The sequence below is a fragment of the Leptothoe spongobia TAU-MAC 1115 genome, from assembly GCF_018739885.1.
GTDB classification, from domain to species: Bacteria; Cyanobacteriota; Cyanobacteriia; order Phormidesmidales; family Phormidesmidaceae; genus Leptothoe; species Leptothoe spongobia.
The window spans coordinates 79,516-101,982 of record NZ_JADOES010000008.1; the positions used below are offsets into that span (position 1 = coordinate 79,516).

General features: G+C 46.7%; 20 protein-coding genes and 1 tRNA gene. 12 read left to right on the plus strand and 9 right to left on the minus strand.

The window, feature by feature from the left end; all coding sequences use genetic code 11:
* Window positions 1-250 precede the first annotated feature (250 nt).
* The 3 genes from IXB50_RS06090 (at window position 251) to atpC (ending at window position 3,304) form a co-directional block, all read left to right on the plus strand.
* Entirely contained in the window at window positions 251-1,138 is an 888-nt protein-coding gene (locus IXB50_RS06090) for a PEP-CTERM sorting domain-containing protein (protein WP_215608058.1), read from the plus strand.
* A gap of 158 nt (window positions 1,139-1,296) precedes the next feature.
* Window positions 1,297-2,751, plus strand: coding sequence for a F0F1 ATP synthase subunit beta (atpD, locus tag IXB50_RS06095; RefSeq protein ID WP_215608059.1), 1,455 nt, complete (start codon window positions 1,297-1,299; stop codon window positions 2,749-2,751).
* Window positions 2,752-2,896: 145 nt separating this feature from the next.
* Complete coding sequence (atpC, locus tag IXB50_RS06100; protein WP_215608060.1) at window positions 2,897-3,304, plus strand: ATP synthase F1 subunit epsilon; 408 nt, start codon at window positions 2,897-2,899, stop codon at window positions 3,302-3,304.
* A 171-nt stretch (window positions 3,305-3,475) separates the two neighbouring features.
* On the opposite strand, the gene IXB50_RS06105 is transcribed toward atpC, so the two are convergent.
* Complete coding sequence (locus tag IXB50_RS06105; protein WP_215608061.1) at window positions 3,476-3,808, minus strand: 30S ribosomal protein PSRP-3; 333 nt, start codon at window positions 3,806-3,808, stop codon at window positions 3,476-3,478.
* A gap of 90 nt (window positions 3,809-3,898) precedes the next feature.
* Here IXB50_RS06105 and IXB50_RS06110 point away from each other — a divergent pair, with 90 nt between their 5' ends.
* Both IXB50_RS06110 and IXB50_RS06115 read left to right on the plus strand, forming a co-directional pair.
* Window positions 3,899-4,693, plus strand: coding sequence for a TIGR01548 family HAD-type hydrolase (locus IXB50_RS06110; RefSeq protein ID WP_215608062.1), 795 nt, complete (start codon window positions 3,899-3,901; stop codon window positions 4,691-4,693).
* Between the two features lie 125 nt (window positions 4,694-4,818).
* Entirely contained in the window at window positions 4,819-6,342 is a 1,524-nt protein-coding gene (locus IXB50_RS06115; RefSeq protein ID WP_215608063.1) for a DUF3370 domain-containing protein, read from the plus strand.
* 117 nt (window positions 6,343-6,459) lie between these two features.
* Here IXB50_RS06115 and IXB50_RS06120 read toward each other — a convergent pair whose 3' ends face one another.
* Entirely contained in the window at window positions 6,460-7,188 is a 729-nt protein-coding gene (locus IXB50_RS06120; RefSeq protein ID WP_281413238.1) for a zf-TFIIB domain-containing protein, read from the minus strand.
* A gap of 617 nt (window positions 7,189-7,805) precedes the next feature.
* Window positions 7,806-8,831, minus strand: a complete 1,026-nt coding sequence (locus IXB50_RS06125; RefSeq protein ID WP_215608065.1) for an isochorismatase — start codon at window positions 8,829-8,831, stop codon at window positions 7,806-7,808.
* 168 nt (window positions 8,832-8,999) lie between these two features.
* Here IXB50_RS06125 and IXB50_RS06130 point away from each other — a divergent pair, with 168 nt between their 5' ends.
* Window positions 9,000-9,692 (plus strand): NUDIX hydrolase, encoded by a 693-nt coding sequence (locus tag IXB50_RS06130; RefSeq protein WP_215608066.1) that lies wholly within the window; start codon window positions 9,000-9,002, stop codon window positions 9,690-9,692.
* A gap of 35 nt (window positions 9,693-9,727) precedes the next feature.
* On the opposite strand, the gene IXB50_RS06135 is transcribed toward IXB50_RS06130, so the two are convergent.
* The 3 genes from IXB50_RS06135 to IXB50_RS06145 form a co-directional block, all read right to left on the minus strand.
* Complete coding sequence (locus tag IXB50_RS06135; protein ID WP_215608067.1) at window positions 9,728-10,627, minus strand: helix-turn-helix domain-containing protein; 900 nt, start codon at window positions 10,625-10,627, stop codon at window positions 9,728-9,730.
* Window positions 10,628-10,692: 65 nt separating this feature from the next.
* Window positions 10,693-11,733, minus strand: coding sequence for a hypothetical protein (locus IXB50_RS06140; RefSeq protein ID WP_246564140.1), 1,041 nt, complete (start codon window positions 11,731-11,733; stop codon window positions 10,693-10,695).
* Window positions 11,734-12,100: 367 nt separating this feature from the next.
* Window positions 12,101-12,775, minus strand: a complete 675-nt coding sequence (locus tag IXB50_RS06145; RefSeq protein ID WP_215608068.1) for an Npun_F0813 family protein — start codon at window positions 12,773-12,775, stop codon at window positions 12,101-12,103.
* 344 nt (window positions 12,776-13,119) lie between these two features.
* Between IXB50_RS06145 and IXB50_RS06150 the strand changes: the two genes are divergently transcribed.
* A tRNA-Arg gene (locus tag IXB50_RS06150) sits at window positions 13,120-13,192 on the plus strand.
* Window positions 13,193-13,283: 91 nt separating this feature from the next.
* Here the strand turns inward: IXB50_RS06150 and IXB50_RS06155 are convergent.
* Window positions 13,284-13,523: a hypothetical protein gene (locus IXB50_RS06155; protein ID WP_215608069.1), complete on the minus strand. Its 240-nt coding sequence runs from the start codon at window positions 13,521-13,523 to the stop codon at window positions 13,284-13,286.
* 282 nt (window positions 13,524-13,805) lie between these two features.
* Here IXB50_RS06155 and hpsE point away from each other — a divergent pair, with 282 nt between their 5' ends.
* A complete protein-coding gene (hpsE, locus tag IXB50_RS06160) occupies window positions 13,806-14,864 on the plus strand; it encodes a hormogonium polysaccharide biosynthesis glycosyltransferase HpsE (RefSeq protein ID WP_215608070.1) in 1,059 nt (352 codons plus the stop codon).
* Window positions 14,865-14,872: 8 nt separating this feature from the next.
* Here the strand turns inward: hpsE and IXB50_RS06165 are convergent, their stop codons facing one another.
* Both IXB50_RS06165 and ffh read right to left on the minus strand, forming a co-directional pair.
* Window positions 14,873-15,472 carry a hypothetical protein gene (locus tag IXB50_RS06165; RefSeq protein ID WP_215608071.1) on the minus strand — a complete coding sequence of 200 codons (600 nt, stop codon included), beginning with the start codon at window positions 15,470-15,472 and terminating at the stop codon, window positions 14,873-14,875.
* A gap of 87 nt (window positions 15,473-15,559) precedes the next feature.
* Complete coding sequence (gene ffh / locus IXB50_RS06170; protein ID WP_215608072.1) at window positions 15,560-17,032, minus strand: signal recognition particle protein; 1,473 nt, start codon at window positions 17,030-17,032, stop codon at window positions 15,560-15,562.
* 525 nt (window positions 17,033-17,557) lie between these two features.
* On the opposite strand from ffh, the gene IXB50_RS06175 reads away from it, so the two are divergent.
* The 4 genes from IXB50_RS06175 to IXB50_RS06190 all read left to right on the plus strand — a co-directional run bounded on the left by IXB50_RS06175 (window position 17,558) and on the right by IXB50_RS06190 (window position 22,443).
* Window positions 17,558-18,286: a DUF4114 domain-containing protein gene (locus IXB50_RS06175; RefSeq protein ID WP_215608073.1), complete on the plus strand. Its 729-nt coding sequence runs from the start codon at window positions 17,558-17,560 to the stop codon at window positions 18,284-18,286.
* A 132-nt stretch (window positions 18,287-18,418) separates the two neighbouring features.
* Window positions 18,419-19,387 (plus strand): DNA-methyltransferase, encoded by a 969-nt coding sequence (locus IXB50_RS06180; protein WP_215608074.1) that lies wholly within the window; start codon window positions 18,419-18,421, stop codon window positions 19,385-19,387.
* Between the two features lie 678 nt (window positions 19,388-20,065).
* A complete protein-coding gene (locus IXB50_RS06185) occupies window positions 20,066-20,710 on the plus strand; it encodes a hypothetical protein (RefSeq protein ID WP_215608075.1) in 645 nt (214 codons plus the stop codon).
* A 92-nt stretch (window positions 20,711-20,802) separates the two neighbouring features.
* Complete coding sequence (locus tag IXB50_RS06190; RefSeq protein ID WP_215608076.1) at window positions 20,803-22,443, plus strand: peptide chain release factor 3; 1,641 nt, start codon at window positions 20,803-20,805, stop codon at window positions 22,441-22,443.
* The last annotated feature ends 24 nt before the right edge of the window (window positions 22,444-22,467 follow it).

A 22,467-nucleotide genomic window follows, 5' to 3' on the forward strand; every position in this document is an offset into this window, starting at 1 on the left:
TCAGCAGGAACAGATATACGTAATTTCACCCTAATTCAATTAAGTTTGATGTTTATTTTCAATAAAGACTCAGTATTTTCAAGGGTATCGCCTCCAAAAAAATGCCACTCTATAAACACACAGAAGCCTTTTCTAACAGGGTCAAACAGCTAATTCAATCCACACCAAGACATTAGCAGTGCATTAAAACATCAGTTCTTTTTGATACATCACCCACTTTGGGTATCTCCTAAACTTCGAGGCGTTACTTATGCGAATATCTGTTCCCTCCGCTCACCAAATCGGTGTAGCTAGTCTTTGCAGTGCTGCTTTATTGACCATGTCTGGCACAACTACACAGGCCGCTTGCTTCACCACCAACGGTTGCCATCAGAATGGATTAACGTTTAGCGAAGCATCTAGTAGCTTCAGCATTACAAATGTGACTGGACTCGGCACCCAGACCAATCCATTTGTCATTTATCAAGATGTGCAAGGACTAGACATCTCATTAGCGATTGACGGCTTCAAAGACGCTCAGCATCACGCTATTTTTAATCGACCAGGCTTTGCAATCAGTATTGTGTCCCGCAACCTCACAGGAGCATTTTGGCGCTTCTATGACCATGAGTTGCAAGAAACAGCCGGTCAAAGCAGTGGTGAGAATGACGGCCTTTCATTTGCCCAAGGCATTGGTCCCATTCGTCCTTATGCATCTAGCCACTATGACCAAGCTGATGAAGTCACAGATGTACGGGATTTTATTAATTTCCATCGTGGCGAAGGCGTCAAACCTGGAGAAACAGCACGATTTGACTACTACATTACCGATACAATTCCCAACCAACGCTTTTATATACGTCAGCGCCCTGACTATCGTCCTAATACAGTACCAACGGCCCCTATCACTAAACTAGCAACTCCACCACAAACACCTGAGCCCGTCCCCACAGTCCAGACACCAATCACTGAGCCCTCCGTAACGAACAAGCCACCTTCCGAAATTCCTACCCATGTGGCAAAAAATCTCGAAAAGTCAAGGGTCAAACCTCAGTCAGTGCCAGAACCATCCACTATGAGTATGGGCCTTTTAGGCATTCTCTTAGGTAAATGGCAGAGGGATGCTAAGAGCGCTCGTAAGCCACAACCAAAAAAATAACTTAAATTTACATAAGGAATTCAAAAGGTCTCTGACTATAGCAAATACAAGTGCCATGGATGATACATCTAGTGATAATCTGTAACATGGCACTTTGAAAGTAAAAATAAAATTAAAAGTCGCCGCAGTAGCTAATACCCTTAGGATAAGGCGCAAGCATGGTCACCACTGCACAGAAAACAAATACTGGCTATATCACTCAGATTATTGGCCCTGTTGTAGACGTTAAGTTCCCCGCTGGCGAGTTGCCCAGCATTTATAACGCCCTCAAGATCGAAGGCACTAACCCCGCTGGTCAGACTGTTTCTGTTACCTGTGAGGTACAGCAGCTACTAGGAGACAGTCAGGTAAGAGCTGTGGCAATGCGCTCCACCGACGGCTTGGTTCGGGGCATGGAAGTAGCTGATCAAGGTTCGCCCATTAACGTACCGGTCGGTCCTCCCACCTTAGGTCGCATCTTTAATGTTCTTGGTGAGCCCGTGGATGAGAAAGGTGATGTGGATATGTCTACTACCTTACCTATTCACCGAGATGCTCCCAAGCTTACCGAACTGGAGACTAAGCCCTCCGTATTTGAAACAGGTATTAAAGTTATTGACCTCCTAGCTCCTTACCGTAAGGGTGGTAAAACCGGTCTCTTTGGTGGTGCTGGTGTAGGCAAGACCGTACTAATTCAGGAGCTAATCAACAATATTGCGCTACAGCACGGTGGTGTGTCTGTGTTTGCAGGTGTAGGTGAGCGTACCCGTGAAGGGAACGACCTCTACAACGAATTTATTGAATCCGGTGTAATTAATGCCGATGATTTGGGCCAGTCCAAGGTTGCCCTGGTATACGGTCAGATGAATGAGCCCCCTGGTGCTCGTATGCGTGTAGCATTGTCTGCCCTGACAATGGCTGAGTACTTCCGCGATGTTAACAAGCAGGACGTTCTGTTGTTTGTTGACAACATCTTCCGCTTTGTACAAGCGGGTTCTGAGGTATCTGCACTACTTGGTCGTATGCCTTCTGCGGTAGGTTATCAGCCCACCCTAGGTACTGACATGGGTGACCTTCAAGAGCGGATTACATCTACTCTAGAGGGTTCCATTACGTCTATTCAGGCCGTATATGTACCTGCAGACGACTTGACTGACCCAGCTCCTGCAACAACATTTGCTCACTTGGACGCAACCACGGTACTTTCCCGTGGACTAGCATCTAAGGGTATTTATCCCGCAGTAGATCCCCTGGATTCTACGTCCACGATGCTCCAGCCTGATGTTGTTGGTAGTGAGCACTACGCAACTGCCCGTTCGGTTCAATCTATTCTGCAGCGCTATAAGGAGCTTCAGGATATCATCGCAATTTTGGGCTTAGATGAGCTATCTGAAGAAGATCGTCTAGCGGTTGCTCGTGCTCGTAAGATTGAGAAATTCCTTTCTCAGCCTTTCTTCGTAGCTGAAATCTTTACTGGCATGTCTGGTAAGTATGTTTCTCTTGAAGACACCATCAAAGGTTTCAATATGATTCTAGCTGGTGAGTTAGATGAGATTCCTGAGCAGGCTTTCTACCTTAAGGGTGACATTGAGGAAGTCAAGGCTGCTGCTGAGAAAATGAAGGCTGAAGGTTAAGCAATAGCTTATTTCATCTTTAGAAAATTGCGGTTGTGTGAGTGGTGAGTAGTGAATTGTTAATGGAAGGCGTTGCCCTTCTCCAGACATTTGTTCACTATTGGCTGCTCACTCCTCACTATTCACATTTAACTTTTAGAGTCTTATGGCATTAGCAGTGCGCGTAGTGGCTCCCGACAAAACGGTTTGGGATGCCGAAGCGGAAGAGGTAGTGCTACCTAGTACTACTGGTCAGTTAGGTATTTTGAGCGGTCACGCTCCGTTGCTAACAGCGCTAGATATTGGCGTTTTGCGTGTGCGGGCTGACAAAAATTGGGTTGCGATCGCCCTTATGGGCGGGTTTGCTGAAATAGAAAATAATGAAGTCACCGTCCTAGTCAACGGTGCCGAACGCGGAGATAGTATTGACCTGGCAGCTGCTCAGGAAGAATACACATCTGCAAAGTCAGAAGCTGACAACGTTGCTTCTGATGATAAGCAAGCGGGGATTCAAGCTAGCAAATCCCTAAAAAGAGCACGGGCTCGAGTCCAGGCTGCTGGTGGCAGCGTCTAGACCTAGTTTGGCTCACAAAAAGATAGAGACATCTTGAATCAAAGGGTTCTGTTGACAGTAGTTAGCAGAACCCTTTGATTTAGCAGCAAGAAATAGGCCATTAACATTCTAAAAAAAGGCCCACCTGCTTCACAACAGATGGACCTCTTATCGATATAAAGTCAACCTAGATCATGAACTACCAGTAAAAGCAACGTTGGGGAATTTATCAGCAGCCTTTTGCATAGGCTGAGTTTTGCCCCCTTCCTGCCAATAGTTGATGATTTCAGTAGCCTGGTTCAAGAGATCAATACGTTCTTCTTCGACAATCCAAGTCTTGGATTCAAGCTCTGTCTTCATCTGATCCCACGCATCATTACGGGGCCAGAAAAAGTAAGAGGTCAGCGGACTCGATCCCTTGCCCACTACTTGATCCACGGCGAGAGCCACATCCTTGTCGAGCCAGAGAACCTTTAAGATAAATCGAGACAATGCAAACCTCCGCTGTACGCCTCTTGGCTTCAAAACTACACGGTCTAGCTTAAACTACACGGTCTATAATTCTAGCGCATTCGTTACCTTAAGCACATCGAAATTAGCTTATCCACTTAAAAAATGTCTATGCCTATTGCTTTAGCTATCTTTGATATCGACGGTGTTGTCCGTGATGTCAGCGGCTCCTATCGCCGCGCCATTGCAGATACAGTCGAACACTTCACCCAAGGACATTATCGGCCTACCCCTACTGATATTGACCAGCTCAAAAGTGAGGGCATTTGGAACAACGATTGGAAAGCGTCCCAAGAGCTCATTCATCGTCATGGTCAAGTCTCAGATCGTACTTACAACACCGACTATAAAGCCATCATCACTTACTTTCAGGAACGTTATCGGGGCACTGGCGATGACCCTAAGCAATGGACTGGCTACATTACCCAAGAACCAGTCCTCATGAGTGCTCAATACTTAGCTAAGTTAGCCCATGAGGGTATCCCCTCAGCCTTTTTCAGCGGGGCCACGAGAGGGTCTGCCAACTATATTCTGCAACAACGGATTGGATTATCTGACCCCATCTTGATTGCCATGGCCGACGCCCCCAGTAAACCGGACCCGACAGGGCTTTACATGACGATTAAACAACTCGAAGCAACAGTACCATCTGGACTTCCGGTTTTATATGCCGGGGATACAGTTGCCGATATGGCGACAATTAAAGCAGCTCAAACTCACTGCCCTGAACGCCTATGGCTGGGTGTTGGTGTTTTACCCCCTCACGTACAGGCCGATGTGATCTATCGAGATCGCTATAGCAAAACTCTTCAAGAGGCTGGAGCCGATCTGGTATTGAACCATGTTGAACAATTAACTCCTGAGAAAATTCAAGCATTAATCCAGTCTCAAAATGACTAATCAGGCCCAGGAACCAGTCCCCCGAAAGGCACAGTCGGTAACATTAGCTACCACTTGAATGGTACGTTAGGCGACAGTCATTCACTCGTCCGTCTAAATCACGACCTAAGTACCCGTTAAGCCCCATGAGCCTATTGCCATTGTTACTCACACTGTCTGTTGCTCCCGTCTCCTTTATCATCCCTACAAAAAATACACCAGAGCATCATCCGTCAGTCATCACTGAGTTTTCGGCACAGGCGTCTGCCAGCATTAGGGCTGCCAACATTGGGGACATTGCACAAAATACGGGACAAGTCGTGCCTCGCATTCAAGAAGTACGACCACTGCCGGGAGGACTGGACGATGTACCTGTTTTTAATAGCAACAGTCCCGAGATTATTGCAGCAGAAGGTATTTTATTATCCACATTCCCTTCGAGAGGAAAGGCACAGCCCTCAGCCCATCTAGATTATGCTTTTGAAGGGCGTTTTGACATTTTTGACCACCATGTTGTGCAGGCGCGAGGAGACAATGACACCCGCACTCGATATCTGGGAATTGTGGTCCACAATCCCAGTCGTAAACCTGTCACACTAAGATTTCGTGAAGCTGCCAGCTACCTCAGCCAAGAAGCGCCCTGGCATGGTCGTAATGACGTGGAATTTAATCTAGCTAGCAATCAGTTCTCAGGTCCAGGCAGTCGCCTGATGAACGAGATCCTGAGAGATCGGCGTCAGCCCTTCTGGCCTAGGGAAATTACCATTCCCCCTAGGGAAAGCTATCTGCTGATGAATGCCCCATTACCAGTCCGTAGACTATCTGTCGCCACTGATGGTAGCCTCCCAGCTAATAGTGAGCTATTGCCCCCACTCCCCAACAGCCTGGGAGGCCGTCGCAGTAATGCCCGCTCCACACTGATGCGTCTCTCCAGCGATGGCCCCGTATATATCGCTAGCTTGGCCATGTTTGCTCCTCGTACTGCCAATGGAGAACGGGTTCCCAGCCTAGCTGAATGGCTTCAGATACTAGCCAATGGCACTCTAGTCACACCACGTGACCAAGCCCCTAGTCGACCAGGGCGCAAATCCACACCCTTTATCTATGGTAGAGTAGCCGGAGTTAGCCGTGGTTCACGCTGGCAGGCTCGTCTAACCGATAGACGCTCTGCACAACTTTCAATTCCACCGATGGGAGAACAACTTTCCTATGCCATTAGCACGGTGGACCATAATACCTTTGGCACGGGGCAGATACAAAGCGCTCCCATGCTCAGACGATATGACGATACAGCACATCGAGCCCATGGAAACTATGGCACTGAATATGCGTTGACCCTACCTTTGCATAACCCAACGGATCAGCCTAAAACAGTCGCTCTATCTGTACAAACCCCCTTACAAAACGAAACTATCAAAAATGCTCTGACTTTCTTAACTCCGCACGACTCCCGTATTTTCTTTCGCGGCACCGTTCTGTTCCTGTATGTCAATGATCAAGGAGAACGTCGCGCTGATTACATCCATCTTGTACAGCGTCGAGGACAAATGGGTACACCTTTAATAGAGCTAACTCTGGAACCTGATGAAGCAAGATCTGTAGAAGTTCAATTTTTGTATCCCCCAGATGCAACACCACCGCAGGTCCTAACTCTAACAACCTATAAATAAGAGAAGGATGTCAGAAACTAGCAAGCAGACCCAGGCCTCTACTGATTGATATAGCGGCATGGCTGATCCTCAGCAAGAATGAATGCGAACCAAAGTTACGCACTTTTACCGTTGCAACTATTTAGCTGGCTTTGGGTAGTCATAGGGCTTTGGATGACCGCTATGACCATAGGCAATGGCATGGGGGCTCACATCATGAGGGCTCACATCAGAGTGAGGGCTCACTTCTTTCTTGGGAATATCATTTTTGGGCTTAGACTTTTTCACCGGAATATAACGGGATTCATCTTCAGAGGATGGCACCTGATTAAGAACTGACAGAATATAGTCCCGGTGAGGATGTTGCTCAAGCCAAGCCCTTATTTTGAGAGCTTCAGAATAGTCCTCATCTCCCAGAGCACTACGATACGTTTCCTCTAACACTCGATTAAACTCGGCTTGACGCAATTGAGATTGCCAAGGCTCTGAGAAAACCAAGTGAACTTTGTCATGAATATTATGGGCCTTCAGGATTCCCCATTCGCCTTTATCAAACCAGTTACCACCACAGTGAGAGCAGCGATCAAGGTAAAACTCCAGACCATGACCAACTTTAGCTCGTCGCATCAAATGGTGACATTCAGGACAGAATGATGCACGACGATTATCAGAGGCCTTGAGTGTTTCACTCCAATCGCTCGATTGACATGACTTGATTTTGCCACTACCCGCTTGCCACTCCAGCCAGTGCCAATAATCATAGGAAGAAACCCATTGACCTTCGCAAGAGTCACAGGCGTGAACGGCTAAATGCTCATCCAATCGAGCACGTTTCAAGGTGGATGTCTGACAACAGGGGCAATGCATAATAAAAGGGGCCTGATGAAAGTCTTGGACAGGCACAGAATAAAGATCTATTAACGCGAAGGTGAGGGCTAAACACCATAAAAAGCTATGAAGTAGTCATAGAGGGTATCGCGTTAACTTAACTTTAGTAGAATTATTCCAGAGGTGACAGAATAACCATAAATTTGCCACATTTTGATATGTAGCTAAGTTTTATGGCGAGGGATAAAAAAACACAAAAATAGGAATGCCCACAGCATCCAACATCCCTAACTGAGCATTAGCAGTAGCAAGAAATGGCTGCAAAGCCCTATAAAAACTAACCTTAAAGATTAAAGGCATGATAGACAAAACAATCGAGACTCTATCAAAAAGGGGCAAATAGAGGTCATCAAGTTACTAGCTGATACAGCCATCAAGTTAATAGTCTGTAACTCGATTGAATTAAAAGTCAAACGCGAAATATCGTCCTTAAGAACCCAACATAAATATCATGAAAAAATGATAAATGTCTGGACTTAAGTATTTTTAGGCAGCAAAGAATAAATAACTGTATTGAACAGTCTATTTTACTGAATTCACCCAATTAGATACTCAAAACTCATAAAGTTTGGACGCTTATCAATCTGCAAATGTAGCTAATGGGGCAACCATGTGGAGAGTGGGCTAGTTGACTGAATAATATTCATACCAGCGTCGGCAAATCGTTGATAAGCAGCATCGGCCGCTGCTGAAAAGTTAACCACACCTGGCACGACAACTGGCGAACTGCAGTCTTCTAGCAAATATATTTTGCTGGTTAGGGCCGCATCAATTTGTTGAATCTCGCTGAGTAAATCGTCAATGGTCCAAGCAACGCAGTGACTCTTCGCTTGACCTGCGATCGCAACTACATCAAACGACAGCAGATGCTGGATCAGCTCATGATTTTTCTTGGCCACAGGCTGACCGTCTGGGTCATCTAATACCTCTGGCCGCAGCACTGAATAATTTTCCGTCAGTGGATTGCTACCTTTGAGCTCAAATCGAGTCTGACACTGACGAGCCAAATTATGGAAAAAGCAAGCCTCTTCAAACGCTGGCACCAAACTATGACCAATCCCCCCCAGCATCGAGTGATAAGGCCACACCGTCAGGGGATATTTACCATCTTCACTCAGACGCTTTACATAATGCACGGCAAAGGCCTGCAGCTGATCCAAGGGAACTTTCAAATTTGAGACAATCGCAGGATTGACCCGCCAGCGACCACTACGGACATCGTCTAGTTCCACCATGGTCATGGGCGCTGGCCTCTGACCATTCACATCCACCCAAAACGCCGCATGAAAAATCTGGACAGCTCTATGAGTATCCATAGTCGGCACAATTTCAGTAATTTGCCCCAGATTTCGATAGACAAACTCACATAGACGACGAGTATCATCAACAGCCCCTTGCCCAGATTTTCCTCCTACAAAGAGCTCGAAGCCAGGAATACAAAACGTATTTTGGACATCAATGGCCAACACACAGAGTCTTGTGATGTCAGTATCCGCTGGTTGGACACCATGCTTTTGCGCCCAAGTTTGAGCCTGGTTCGCCCGTTGTTCGTAGGGAACTCGCCACACATCACCGACACGATTAGGAATAAAAAATTCAGGAATCGGCAAGGAATCGGACATCACGATTATCTCCAGGGCGTTTAAGCAGTGACATTAGCCACCGAAATCTTTGAGCAACAGTGTACAGGCAGCTTTTAAATGAATAATGATTGCTATGGTGTATTTTTAACACTAAGCTTGGTTTGGTTATAGCCAATGACACCTGAAACGTCAACTTCGCCCCGCCCCATGGGTCACACTTATGACTATCCTAGGCCAGCAGTCACAGTAGATTGTGTGGTTTTTGGCTTTGAGCAAACCGATTGTTTACAGGTGTTATTGATCCAGCGGCAGTTACCTCCCTTTGCTGGGCAGTGGGCATTACCGGGTGGGTTTGTACGCCCAGACGAAGCATTGGAACAAGCTGCTCGTCGCGAGCTCAAAGAAGAAACCAATGTCACCGACCTATTTTTAGAGCAGCTAAAAGCCTATGGTCAGCCCCATCGAGATCCCCGAGGTCATACGATTACGGTGGCGTTTTATGCGTTAGTAAATCTTTGGGACCATACAATCAAAGCGGCTACTGATGCCAAACAAGCTCGCTGGTGGCCCATGCATAACCTACCGAATCTAGCTTTTGACCATGAGGTAATTTTGCAGGATGCGATCTCAACCCTCCGCACTACCATCAGACACAGTCCCATCGGATTTGAATTACTGCCCACCAAGTTTACGCTCACCCAGCTGCAGCGGCTCTACGAAATCGTATTAGACCAGCCTTTCGACAAGCGCAACTTCCGCAAAAAATTACTTAAGCTAGATATCCTAAAAGATTTGAATGAAAAAGAAACTAATGTTGCCCATCGCGCGGCCCAGCTCTATCAATTTGATCAGAGCAAATACAAAGATCGACAAAAAACAGGTTTTAACTTTGACCTGTAATAGCGTTCCATTGAACGCTATTACCCACCAAAAACCTAACCCAATAACGAATAAATATTGCCATCAATCAATAGATGGGTGATGCCCTTGGCCTGCAGATAGGATGTTGCCTTCGTAATCAGCTGACCATCGGGGACCTTAATCACCCGCTGATTGCGCCGAGAAAACCGTCTCGCTACACGATGATTATCAAAAATAGGTAATGTCCGCGCTGACTCCTGCTGTGCAGGGATTTCACCTAGCTCAGCAAATTCCTTTAAAGGATGGGTTATCAGTTCTGACAGACGATCGACTACTAAATAACAGGTACGAGGAAAGACGGCATCCGACAGTGGCATAATTTCGACAGACGCACCCAGTAAATTTGGCTCACCAGCCTCATCAAACTCGTCATCGTCTTCATCAAAGTCCGTATCCAGATCATCGTCTAGATCACCATCAAGGTCATCTAAATCCTCATCTAAATCGTCATCGTCACTGCCAACACTGGTATCTGTGAGTAACTCTGTAGCAACAGCTGACACATCATCATCTTGACTAGATGACAGCTCATCACTTAGCACAACAGGCTCGTCCTCTGTATCTAGCAATGTCAACTGACCATCAGCATCAGGCAAAATCGCTGATTCATTAGCCCGTGAGCGCTTACGAGCTCGACGAATAGGCTTTTCTGGCTTAGGCTTCTCATCCACCAACTTTGGCGCTTCAATCACCGGCTTTTCTGAAACTGGTACTGGTTTTTCCGACGGTGCTGAACGCTTTTGGGAAATCAGTGCCCGATATTCATCTTCGGGCATCTGTGTTTTGAGGATACGGCTAATGGTACTGGTACTAACGCCATAGCGCTTGGCAATCGTGGAGGTGGTTTCCCCTGGCTGCCGATATATTTCAATTACATCGCGTTTATCAGCGTCAGACAATTTTCGCGGTGCCATACTAGCAACAACCCCAAAGGGTGAGTAAAAATGGTCTCTCTAGTATGCCAGGTTTAGGCAGAGTGTCATGCCCGACGACGCGATCCCCGACGTGACCGTTTAGAAACGTTATATTCAATCGAGGCCCCCGCCGCAAAGAAGAGGGCGGATAAGATCCAGAACACCTCCCAGAGCGCGCCTTCGGTGTAGTTATCACCGACTCCAGCAAAAGCCATATCGGCAATGTATAGACAGAAGGTTGCGATCGCAATTAGCTTCCAAGATTGGGAAAAACGCCCCCCCCAAAATGCCACCAGCAACGCCGCCGCAATAACCACAAGAAAGCAATCTGCGATCACATACATCAGTGCCACTGGCTCGGCAAACGCCTCTAGAACCACATCTAAATTTTGCGCCCAGACTGGAGCAGGTAATAGTCCAGCCACGACTTCTGGTTCAGCTTCCACAAGCGGCTCAACCACTTCTTCTATCGGCTCCAAGACCGACTCAGACGGAGCTTGAACCACACGGTACTCAGCAGCCATAGCTGGTTGCGGCGATAGTTGGTTAGCTACAGACGGCAGACCGTAGTTCAGCACACAGGCTAGGACAATCCCCACCGTCCCAATGGCAAAAATCATCACCCATTGCGGAACACTCAAATCAATACGTCGAGGTAGGGCCGCCAGCAACATACCGATCACCATCGCAATGTAGCTAATAAAATAAAACCCGTCGCCCAAAGAAACGGACGGATCTAATCCCCAGACCGTACCCCACAAGAAAAAGAAAACATCTCCGGCCGCATAGGCCAACATCCCCACCGCCAGTGCCAACCAAACGGTTCTACCACTAATAATTTGGGAACTCCCAGAATTTCGAAAACAGAGGAATGCTGCTAGCAAAAAGGCAAAAATCTCTAAAAAACTAATTGAGATTACAAACCAGATTGGGCGAGCATCTTCTCCGGGAGCAAGTGCTCCAAACAGTAAAAAGAAAAGGATAGATACAATGCCCCAACCAAGGCAAAGGATCAAAGTAGACTGGCCTGAGTTGGCTTTAGAAGCCTTGGAGGACTGAGTCAACGCTCTACTCCCTAATGAGATAACACCAAAGACAATGCTCATGGGCAATATAGCTACCCATTTGGCACCGAGGAGAAAACCTGATCCCTTACATGAGCAACCAGCGCTAATGAGCAACTGTAAATCAAATCAATGATGAGGGATCCGACTAGACCCATCAACCATTCACCCTGGATGAGCACAGTTTGAAACTCATCGAACTCAGCAGGGACAAGTTTTACGCATCCGCAGCATACCCACAATCCAGACAGAAAATGCCGGTTTGCAAAAAAAAGCAATGCCGCCATGCTCAGCATTTAAGTATCTGCCATTAATGATTGCAAGGAAGAATCATTCTGGCATAAGCATATTTTGCACCCCATTTACAATGGTGATTCATAACAAAGACCAGTAACGCTAAGCCTATTAACTACTGCCAAAGTTGACCACTGGATAATTGTTTCAACCAAGTCAGGAAAGCTTCACGCTCTGTTGGCGATAAGTCATCCAAAGCCTCTAATGCACGTTCTGTAAAGTTAGAGCGGCCAAAATAGGATCTGCCAATGCGGTGCAACTCCTTGAATATGGTATTGAGGTGATTAGTTTGCCATGGCGGTAACGAAGCTGAAAACGGATCTAAACGCAGCAAACCAGTTACGAGTTCATCAGATGTCAACTGAGGCAACCGCATCTCCTTGCCAATTGTTGCTAGGTCTCCCTCAAAACGCTTAGCCTGTTTATCACCCATCAAATCGGCCACATCTTCATACATAGCCTGAATAATTAAGACACCAGCCTTAACAAAAACAGGACTTACTCCATTGACCGTCGTCGGAGGCGCTGCCTGCGCCTCCGACGATGAACGTTCTAGTTGAATTTTGCCCCAGACGCTAAAGCGCTCCGGCTCCTCAAGCAGCACACAGGCTTTGCCACGATTGTCTGTCAAATCCCGCCACAGAGTACGGGCGTCCTCTTCTTGGGCAGCATTGAAAACACTCAGCAGGCGAAACGTCTGCCCTTGATAAGACAAGATAGGAATTTTTTGCTCTTTGGACGGATGCTGAAAACTACCGATTTCTACATCCTGGCGCTTTAAGATGAACATGGTGCCGCTGATAAATGCTAACCCAAGGACATAGCCCGCGCTATTAGCTTGAGCGAGTAGACCATTAGTCTGTCAATCTGCTTCTCTGCCTTTGTACGTGAGTTCAACGTAACTCATTACATTAGTAGAAATACGATAGTAGAAAACCGTTGACTAAAACCATTTTGTGCACACAGCGTACCCAGTTCCCTATCCCTCAGTGACACAGCCCGCTCCCTAGGCTTCGAATAGCCAGGATAGATTGATGACCAAAATCGCCTAAACTTGTCGAGCTGACTATACACTGTGATCAAGATGGTAATAATCACTGACCAGTTTGCCCCGGCCTAGTAAGTTATAGACAGGGACCCTTAGCTCAGTGGATAGAGCAACCGCCTTCTAAGCGGTCGGTCACTGGTTCGAATCCAGTAGGGTCCGTTAAGTTAAATATTGTTTAAATAAGCGGCATTGCTAGCACCACGTATTAGCAATGTTTGCCTCTAAAAGGTTGAACCATCAACGTCTGACGTCAGCCAAGAAATTGACCGCCCTCAGGAGGTGGGCTAATGATTGCCTGTTCCTCTAGTAGTTTAAGCATCGTCACCAGAGTTTCTATTTTGGCTCCCTTATAACGTTTACGCTCACGTTGCTCCAGGGCTTGTTTGCTAACACCAAGAGCATTGGCAGCATCAGTCATCTTTGGAAATACCAGCTTTCTAGCAGCAATCAATCTATCAGGTAGGCTTTCTAGCCAGTCAGATGCTTTCATGGTGAAGTCAACCTATCGTGTGGCCAAACAATATAGCTAACCAACTTTGGACTGTCAACGGGGATCGCCTGATAGCAGGAGCTGCAGCACTTTTAGTATTAGTTCATTTTTTTGCAATCATCAAAACTTCTATTGACCATCCCTCCACCCAAAAAATCTGAGCAAATAGGTCCGATTTGCAGATACAAACCTATCCAAGGGCATTCTGGAAGCAGCATCAGTTGGGCGTAACTGCAGACAATGCACCCACTGGCATGTAGCCATTCTTCCAATATTCTTTCAATGATTAGAGCCTTAGAACATGTTGAGCGTCTGGTTGGATTAAGACATATCTTTAGTCGGTTATTTCCTCAAACGATTGGTTTAGACTTCTCAGTGGCAATCCCCACCTACAACGGTGGTCAACGTTTAGCCATTGTTTTGGAATGTCTACGTTGGCAACTTAACACCCATGATATTAGCTGGGAAGTCATTGTCGTTGACAATAATAGTACTGATAATACGGCTGCTATAGTCCAACGTTACCAACGAGACTGGGGTCACCATCTTCCACTGCTTTATGCATTTGAGGCCAAGCAAGGCGCAGCCTATGCTCGGCAAAAAGCGATTCAAATGGCAAACAGCCCGATTATCGGTTTTTTGGACGACGATACACTCCCCAGCATGACCTGGCTAATGTCAGCCTATCGATTTGCCCAAGAGTATCCACAGGCTGGTGTCATTGCCAGCCGCATTCGAGGCAATTTTGAAACTACACCTCCAGAAAACTTTGAACGGATTGCCGCCTTACTGGCACTGACCGAGCGAGGTTCCCAGCCTCTGATGTATTGCCCAGAACAAAAAGTTATTCCACCATCAGCCGGTGTAGTAGTCAGAAGACAGGCATGGCTAGACAATGTCCCCGAAGAACTTGTCCTTACTGGTCGTACGAGTAATAGTATGCTCACAGGAGAAGATACTGAGTCACTATTGCATATTCAACAGGCTGGCTGGGAAGTCTGGTACAACCCCCAAATGCGCCTGGAACATCAGATCCCAAGTACACGGCTGACCCGACAGTATCTTCATCAACTATGTCGAGGCATCGGTCTGAGTCGCTATCGGACTCGCATGCTCAGCATAGCTACATGGAAACGTCCAGGCATGTTGGGGTTGTATATGGCTAACGATATCCGCAAAATATTGCACCATTGTCTTCGCTATCGCCAAGATGTCATTTACGATGATGTTGCCTCATGCGAGTTGATGCTCTACACCGCTAGTCTGATCAGCCCTTTATTCATGGCACAGCGCAGTCTCAAACAATATCTGAAAAAGTGGACTCAGCCCAAATTGAACTGACCACTACACTACAAATATTGCCGTTGGAGATAACTTTGTAAGTGCTCAATATCTTCGGGCAATAAAACATTCATCTTGCCTGTAGTGCTCACACCGCTAGTATTTGGAGTAAGTTCAATCCAGTAGGCATAGAGACTTCCCAAACGTAATTCACCTTGAATCGTACCCGCCGCCGCAACATAATCATAGACAGCCTGAGCTCGTCGATAATCGGCATAGGCATCTGGCCCATAGAGAGTGCGCAAAGAGGCCTCTAAACGCTCAACAGTCACTGGCTCATCATAATCAACCAAAATAAATTCTTCTCGACGGACAGTACCGAAGTCACTCCGTCTACTAGAAGGTGACCAGACATCATTGCTACCAGACTGTTGAAATCCACCTACCGGAAAAACACTCGCTTGAAATGTAAAACGGCGAGAAGGGACATCGGCACGGTGTACTCGCAACCCTTCACGGGTATTAGCACGTAGAGTAGGGTGCCCCTGCATCCATGTCTTTACCTCATTTACAGAATGTCCTGGCAAGCCGTAGCTGGGAGTAGCTGATAACCAAGCAGGTAAACCAATACCGAGAGCAAGCAGGCCGAATCCAATACGCTTTTTCATACTTATGATGTAGCTTCAATTCATATTGATTAGCTTTCCCACATCAGCACTTTAGCGACTCCCATAGCTCCGACCTTTATTCAAGATCTAAAGAGTGCCAAAACCCTTCTTCTTTTTCTTCTTTTTGTTCTTCTTAGATCCTGCACTATAGCCACGGAAACCAGGACGTCCGCCACCACCCATATCAGGCATACCACCCCCCATACCAGGGAAACCGCCCATCCCCCCCATACCGGGAAAACCACCCATACCAGGCATCCCTCCCTGGCCCATTTGTTTCATCATGGAGCGCATTTTCTGGAAATCACTGACGAGTTTGCTAATATCTTTATCGACATAACCAGAGCCTTTAGCAATCCGACGACGACGACTAGGTGAGTTAGCCAGCAAATCGGGATCTTCCCGCTCCTGCTTAGTCATGGAATTGATCATCGCCTCACAGCGGCGGAGCTGAGCCTCACCCTGCTGCAGCTGGTCTGCAGACAGTTTGTTAGACATCCCCGGAATCAGTTTCATGATGCCGGTCAACGAGCCCATATTTTTCATCAAGCGAGTTTGCTTGAGAAAGTCATTAAAGTCAAACTTGGCCTCTAGAATCTTGGCCTGCAGCTTTTCTGCATCAGCAATATCAACTTCTTCTTGAGCTTTCTCTACCAGAGTAAGGACATCTCCCATGCCCAAGATACGAGAAGCCATCCGATCGGGATAGAAAGGTTGCAGGGCTTCTACTTTTTCGCCGATACCCAGAAACTTAATCGGCTTCCCTGAAATTTGTCGGATCGATAGAGCTGCACCACCACGAGAATCACCATCCATCTTGGTCAAGATAGCCCCAGTGATCCCAATCTGCTCGTGAAATGTTTGGGTCAAAGTAGCGGCTTCTTGGCCCGTCATGGCATCGACGACCAACAGGACTTCATCGGGGCTAATGGCTGTCTTAACTTGCTCTAGCTCAGCCATCATGTCCTGATCAATCTGCAATCGACCAGCGGTGTCCACAATCACCGTATCGACACCCTCCTCCCTGGCCTTGATAATCCCTGCTCTAGCAATATCAACCGGGTTTGCATCGGTGCCCATTTCAAACACAGGCACATCGATCTGCTTACCAAGGGTAATTAACTGATCGACAGCTGCCGGACGATAGACATCAGTCGCCACCAACATCGTCGACCGATCTTGCTTGCGCAGCTGCAGCGCTAACTTCGCTGCAGCAGTCGTTTTACCAGTCCCCTGCAAACCTGCCATTAGCACTACAGTTGGCTTGCGATTAGCGTCCGCCAAGGGCTCATTGGCATCCCCCATTAGGGCAACCAACTCGTCGTAAACAATTTTGATGAACTGCTGATCGGGTGCCACTCCTGTGACTACCTCGGCACCTTGGGCCTTGGCTTGCACATCAGCCACAAACTCTTTGACCACATTAAAGCTGACATCAGCTTCTAATAACGCGCGTCTAACTTCCCGAAGCGCCTCTGTGATATTAGATTCAGAGATTTTATCTTGGCCACGCAAGGTCTTCCAAGCGGATTCAAATCGTTCTGAGAGGGCTTCAAACATGGGAAGAAGGGAAATGGATAACCGGAGTATTGATCCATACTAATCGCTTTGCCCCGTCTACCGAACATCGAAAAAATTAGTCCTAGTTAAACCCTCAAGAGATAAACGAGGTCACTACGTAGAATTTCTAGAGGGCATTTGTGAAATTATCCGTGGATCAACTAGTTATGAAAATTAGATCTACGGACACGATCTTGGCATATTTGAAAGCTACAGTAACTCTCATTCATTAATGCTCAATCGACTGCAATAGAAGGCTTTTCACACTTAGACGCAGGTTGCTGTAGGTTGTCATAGCGGCATGCTCCGTCGGCAAACGGCACATCTATAACGTAAATACTGAGATATCACCCCACTTCCCACAAAGTTTCCATAAATATTCCTTTCCTATTGAGGTCAGGAGTCCATTGAATAAATCGAAAATCACACTGACGTCATCCAGTAGCTTTTTTTACTTCAATCATGAAGGCACACGGATGCTTAAAAAGCTCATTTTCTTTCCTATTCAAGCCAGGGGTGATGACCATGAAATTGATGAACGCATTAACATCGGTATGCACCGCTGCCATGTTAGTTACAGCCTTTTCTCAAACAGCCAGCGCTGCAGATTTAACCAAATTTGAATATGACAATCAGCTCGATGGCAAGTATGGTCTCAATTATGACAAATGGATATTATTTAATCAGTTGGCCACTAATGAAGAACGACTAGCCATTGAAGAATCTGATTTAAATCCTGTCAGTCTGGACGATGTGACGTGGGAAACCGGTGCAGAAAATATTGAGGTTTTCTTTGTGAATGATGGTGCGACTGTAAGGAGTCAGCTATTTTACTCAACAGATGCCGGTAATAACTTAGAAACAATTTGGAACGATATTGCATCTCCAGGCAGCCTGATCCCTGAAGCTGATGGACCGTTAGCCTTAGGGGAAGGTCAAAATCTAGGTGAGTTTGCTAGCGGCACTATTTTAGACCTCTTCCTAAAAGCTGACGGCAATCTCTATGGCATCGATCCCACCAGAAATCCTGATGGGGAAGCACATATTGCAGCCTACGAGTCAGGTGAGTTTTTACTGTTGGGCTTTGAAGATCGTACAGGCAGCCTTAACGATCGAGACTTCAATGATGTTGTAATCGCAATTAAGGGCTTCAATCACTCACAAGATGATGCGACAGACGTCCCTGAACCGATTAGCACCACTGCCCTTATCAGCATGGGAATGCTGAGTCTAATCCGTCTGCGTCACAGTTAGTATAAGCTTGCTCAGATTCAAGGTTATATGCAAACTTTCCGGCTGGCCTCAACAGGTTAGTCGGAATTGCTTTAAAGCAGTAATGATATTCCAGACACTTGCTATGCTGCTCTAGATGGAAATTAAAGACGGATGAACGGTGATAAAAAACGCGCGCCGAATAATCGCACCTTAGTCTTGAGTGCTGATGATCGCCATGTTTATCGCCAAAAATTAGTTAGGCTACCCCAAGCCCCTCCTAACGTAACGTTACAGAACGTCACTATTTGCCAAAATATATTTGAAGCACTGCCGCTGCTACCTAATAGCTTTGCGAACCTGTTAGTCGTTGATCCCCCTTATAATCGATCCAAAGTTTTTAACAAATCCACATTTAATCGTCGTTCACCAGCAGCATATGAAACTTGGCTAGATAGCTGGATGTCCCAGATGGTTAGGGTACTCAAACCCAATGCTTCGGCTTATATTTGCTGCGACTGGCAATCGTCTCCGGTGGTACACAGCGTCTTTTCTAAGTACTTTATTGTGCGTAGTCGGATCACGTGGGAACGAGAAAAGGGGCGGGGTTCAAAACAAAATTGGAAAAACTCGTCAGAAGATATTTGGTTTGGTACGTTATCGGATGACTATTGGTTTGATGTAGAGGCGGTAAAACTGAAGCGTCGGGTATTGGCTCCATATCGCGATCGCAACGGCAATCCCAAAGACTGGCAAACGACAGAAAACGGAAAATTTCGCATCACCCATCCATCCAATCTATGGACAGATATTTCGATCCCTTTTTGGTCAATGCCAGAAAACACAGATCATCCGACGCAAAAGCCAGAAAAACTGCTGGCTAAAATTATTTTAGCTAGCAGTCAACCAGGAGATTTAGTCCTTGATCCCTTTTTAGGCTCAGGTACCACATCCGTGGTGGCCAAAAAACTTAACCGTCGCTACATCGGGATTGAAATGGATGAAGAGTATGCCTGCATCGCTGAAAAACGGCTTGACCTAGCCACTAACCATACTGATATTCAGGGCTATGCTGGAGGTTATTTCTGGGAACGCAATAGCCTTAGCTCACAGCAGCAGGCTCGCCGAGAACAAGATCGTTAGGATGACTCCGTACTCCCCTCCAAAGCAAACAACCCGAATTTCTGAGGCAACAACAGCTAAGCAGCTAATTTTCCATCCCCAGCAAGCCAACAAATTAACTTGTTATGGGACAGTCATTACATTTTCTAAAAACTGTCCCTGATAAGGGCACCTGGCTTCACAGTTCCACCATAATAGAAACATAAATCATGTACACTTATACGTAGATAACAGAGCTAGCATAACAATGTTTTCACATTGAACAGCATTCAGTCATTGGGCTTAATTTAAGACCTGTGGAGTCCACTGAGTAAGTGCGATCATAGATATCTGTTAACGAATTTTTGCCTGGTTTTGGGTCTAGGTTCCTGTAGATTTAACGGTAACTGCAGTAAAACTGATTTTTTACTGATTAGTTATAGGCTCGTCAGAGATATTGCTTGCTTAAAGCAACTTGTTGTTTGTGTAACATCTCAGTTTAGTAAAACTATCTGGATTACATCAGTGGCAACCTCTTGATGCTAGATATTGCTAGGGTTAACGCCTCTGTCACACATTCATCCACTCAAAAAGCAACTGCCTATGCTGAACGATCTAGAGAGCGGGATCATGCTGGGATAGAGGCCGGATATAGTAGGCCTTAAAGAGTGACTTTTAGACAAACAAATATTGATTAGAGGGGTGCATCAGAAGGCAACTATGGTCGTATCTAAACTAAAGCACTTAGGTAAGCAAAGTCTCTTTGCCTTAGCCATTGTTATGACCGTGGGTGGTTTCAAGGCCGTCAGCACTTTTGTCAAAACGGCTGATGCTGTCGTTACTCAGCCCCAAACCACGTCCATATCTGCTACTGCAGTAGCATCGGAATTCTCAGTTTGCAGCGAAGCCTCCGATTGGCGGCGTCCCAGTCAAGATCAACAACAGAAGCAATTATCTACAGACGAACGTTATAGCACTCTGCTACAAGACAAAGATTTCCAACAACTGGCTAATCAGTTTTGGCAGCATGACATTCTGAGTTTCACGACCTATGGTCTCAGTGCTCGCATGGAACCCGTCAATCTATCAGGCTTATGGTCAGTGGCCGATGATGTATGGACTAACTGCTATAGCCGCGATGAAAGCATTGCGATCAATGAAGGCAGAATAGCTGAAGCTTGGGTGATGAACCATCGAGTCATGGATGTCAGTTGGGCAGAGGATCATTATGTGATGGTGCTTGAGCCTGCTCAACAGGGGATGCAGGTTGTTCAATTTACACGTCATGAAACTGAAGCAGAGCTACCTCTGACAGTGATTACAACCCAAGGCACTATGGTGGAGCATCACGTAGCTGACTGGTAATATTCAGACCGTAGGCACCGGACAGTACAATGGGAGCTACCCCAATGCCAAGGCTGGGGATCGTGCCATGCTCAACGAGCTGAACCACCTCCATGACCACCACCCTATCGTCTTCAACAGATAATATTGATGCTGCTGTTGAGCAACGTCGTAACTTTGCGATTATCTCCCACCCGGATGCCGGTAAAACAACGCTGACCGAAAAGCTCCTTTTGTACGGAGGTGCTATCCATGAAGCGGGATCAGTCAAAGCCCGTCGAGCCCAGCGGCATGCCGTTTCTGACTGGATGGAACTAGAGCAACAGCGGGGGATTTCAATTACCTCGACGGTACTGCAGTTTACCTATAGTGACTATCGAATTAATCTGCTGGACACTCCCGGTCACCAAGACTTTAGTGAAGATACCTACCGCACTTTAGCAGCGGCAGATAATGCCGTCATGCTTGAAGACGCTGCTAAGGGACTGGAGCCTCAGACGCGCAAACTATTTGAAGTTTGTAAAATGCGTGGGCTGCCAATTTTCACCTTCTTTAACAAGTTAGATCGCCCTGGTCAGGAGCCTCTAGCATTGCTGGATGAAATTGAAAAAGAACTTGAGTTATTTACCTATGCCGTGAACTGGCCCATTGGCATGGGAGATCGGTTTAAGGGGGTATTTGATCGACGTAAAAAGCAAGTACATTTGTTTGAGCGCTCTGCCCACGGCAGTAAAGCGGCGGCTGAGACTATTCTCGAGTGGGGAGATCCCCGCATTGAAGAGCTGATCGATGACGATGAAATCTATGGTCAATTCTTAGAAGAGCTGGAGATGCTCGATGAGCTGGGTCCGGAACTAGATTTAGAGCTAGTGCATGCGGGTGAAATGACTCCAGTCTTCTTTGGCAGTGCCATGACCAACTTTGGTGTGGAACTGTTCTTAGAATCATTTTTGGATTTTGCCCTCAAACCAGGCCCTCGGGAAAGTACTGTCGGTATGGTGCCGCCTACTAGGGAAGAGTTTTCTGGATTTGTATTTAAGCTCCAAGCCAATATGGATCCGCGACATCGCGATCGCGTCGCCTTTGTCCGTGTTTGCTCAGGCCGGTTTGAAAAGGACATGGTGGTTAACCATGCCCGATCGGGTAAAAACGTACGGTTATCCCATCCACAAAAGTTGTTTGGTCAAGGTCGAGAGTCTTTGGATGCGGCCTATCCTGGCGATGTGATTGGTCTGAATAATCCAGGGGTGTTTGCCATTGGCGACACCATTTATCAAGGCAAAAAGCTTGAATATGAAGGGATTCCGTTTTTCTCTCCTGAATTATTCGCCTATCTCAAGAACCCGAACCCCTCTAAGTTCAAGCAATTCCGGAAAGGTGTAACAGAACTTAGGGAAGAGGGTGCGGTTCAGATTATGTATTCGGCAGATGAGTCGAAGCGTGATCCCATTTTGGCGGCAGTGGGTCAGCTGCAGTTTGAGGTGGTGCAGTTTCGTCTGAAGAATGAGTACAACGTCGATACGATGTTGGATATATTGCCCTATAGCGTTGCCCGTTGGGTAACAGGTGGTTGGGACGCTCTAAACGATGCAGGTCGTTTGTTTAATACGGTAACGGTCAAGGATAGCTATGGCCGTCCAGTGTTGCTGTTTCGAAATGAGTGGAATTGTCAGCAGGTAGAAGGGGAGCATCCAAAGCTGGCATTGAGTAAAACGGCTCCGGTGGTTTCGGGGAAGGAACCAGATGATATCTAAGAGGATGGGCATTGCCTCTCAGTA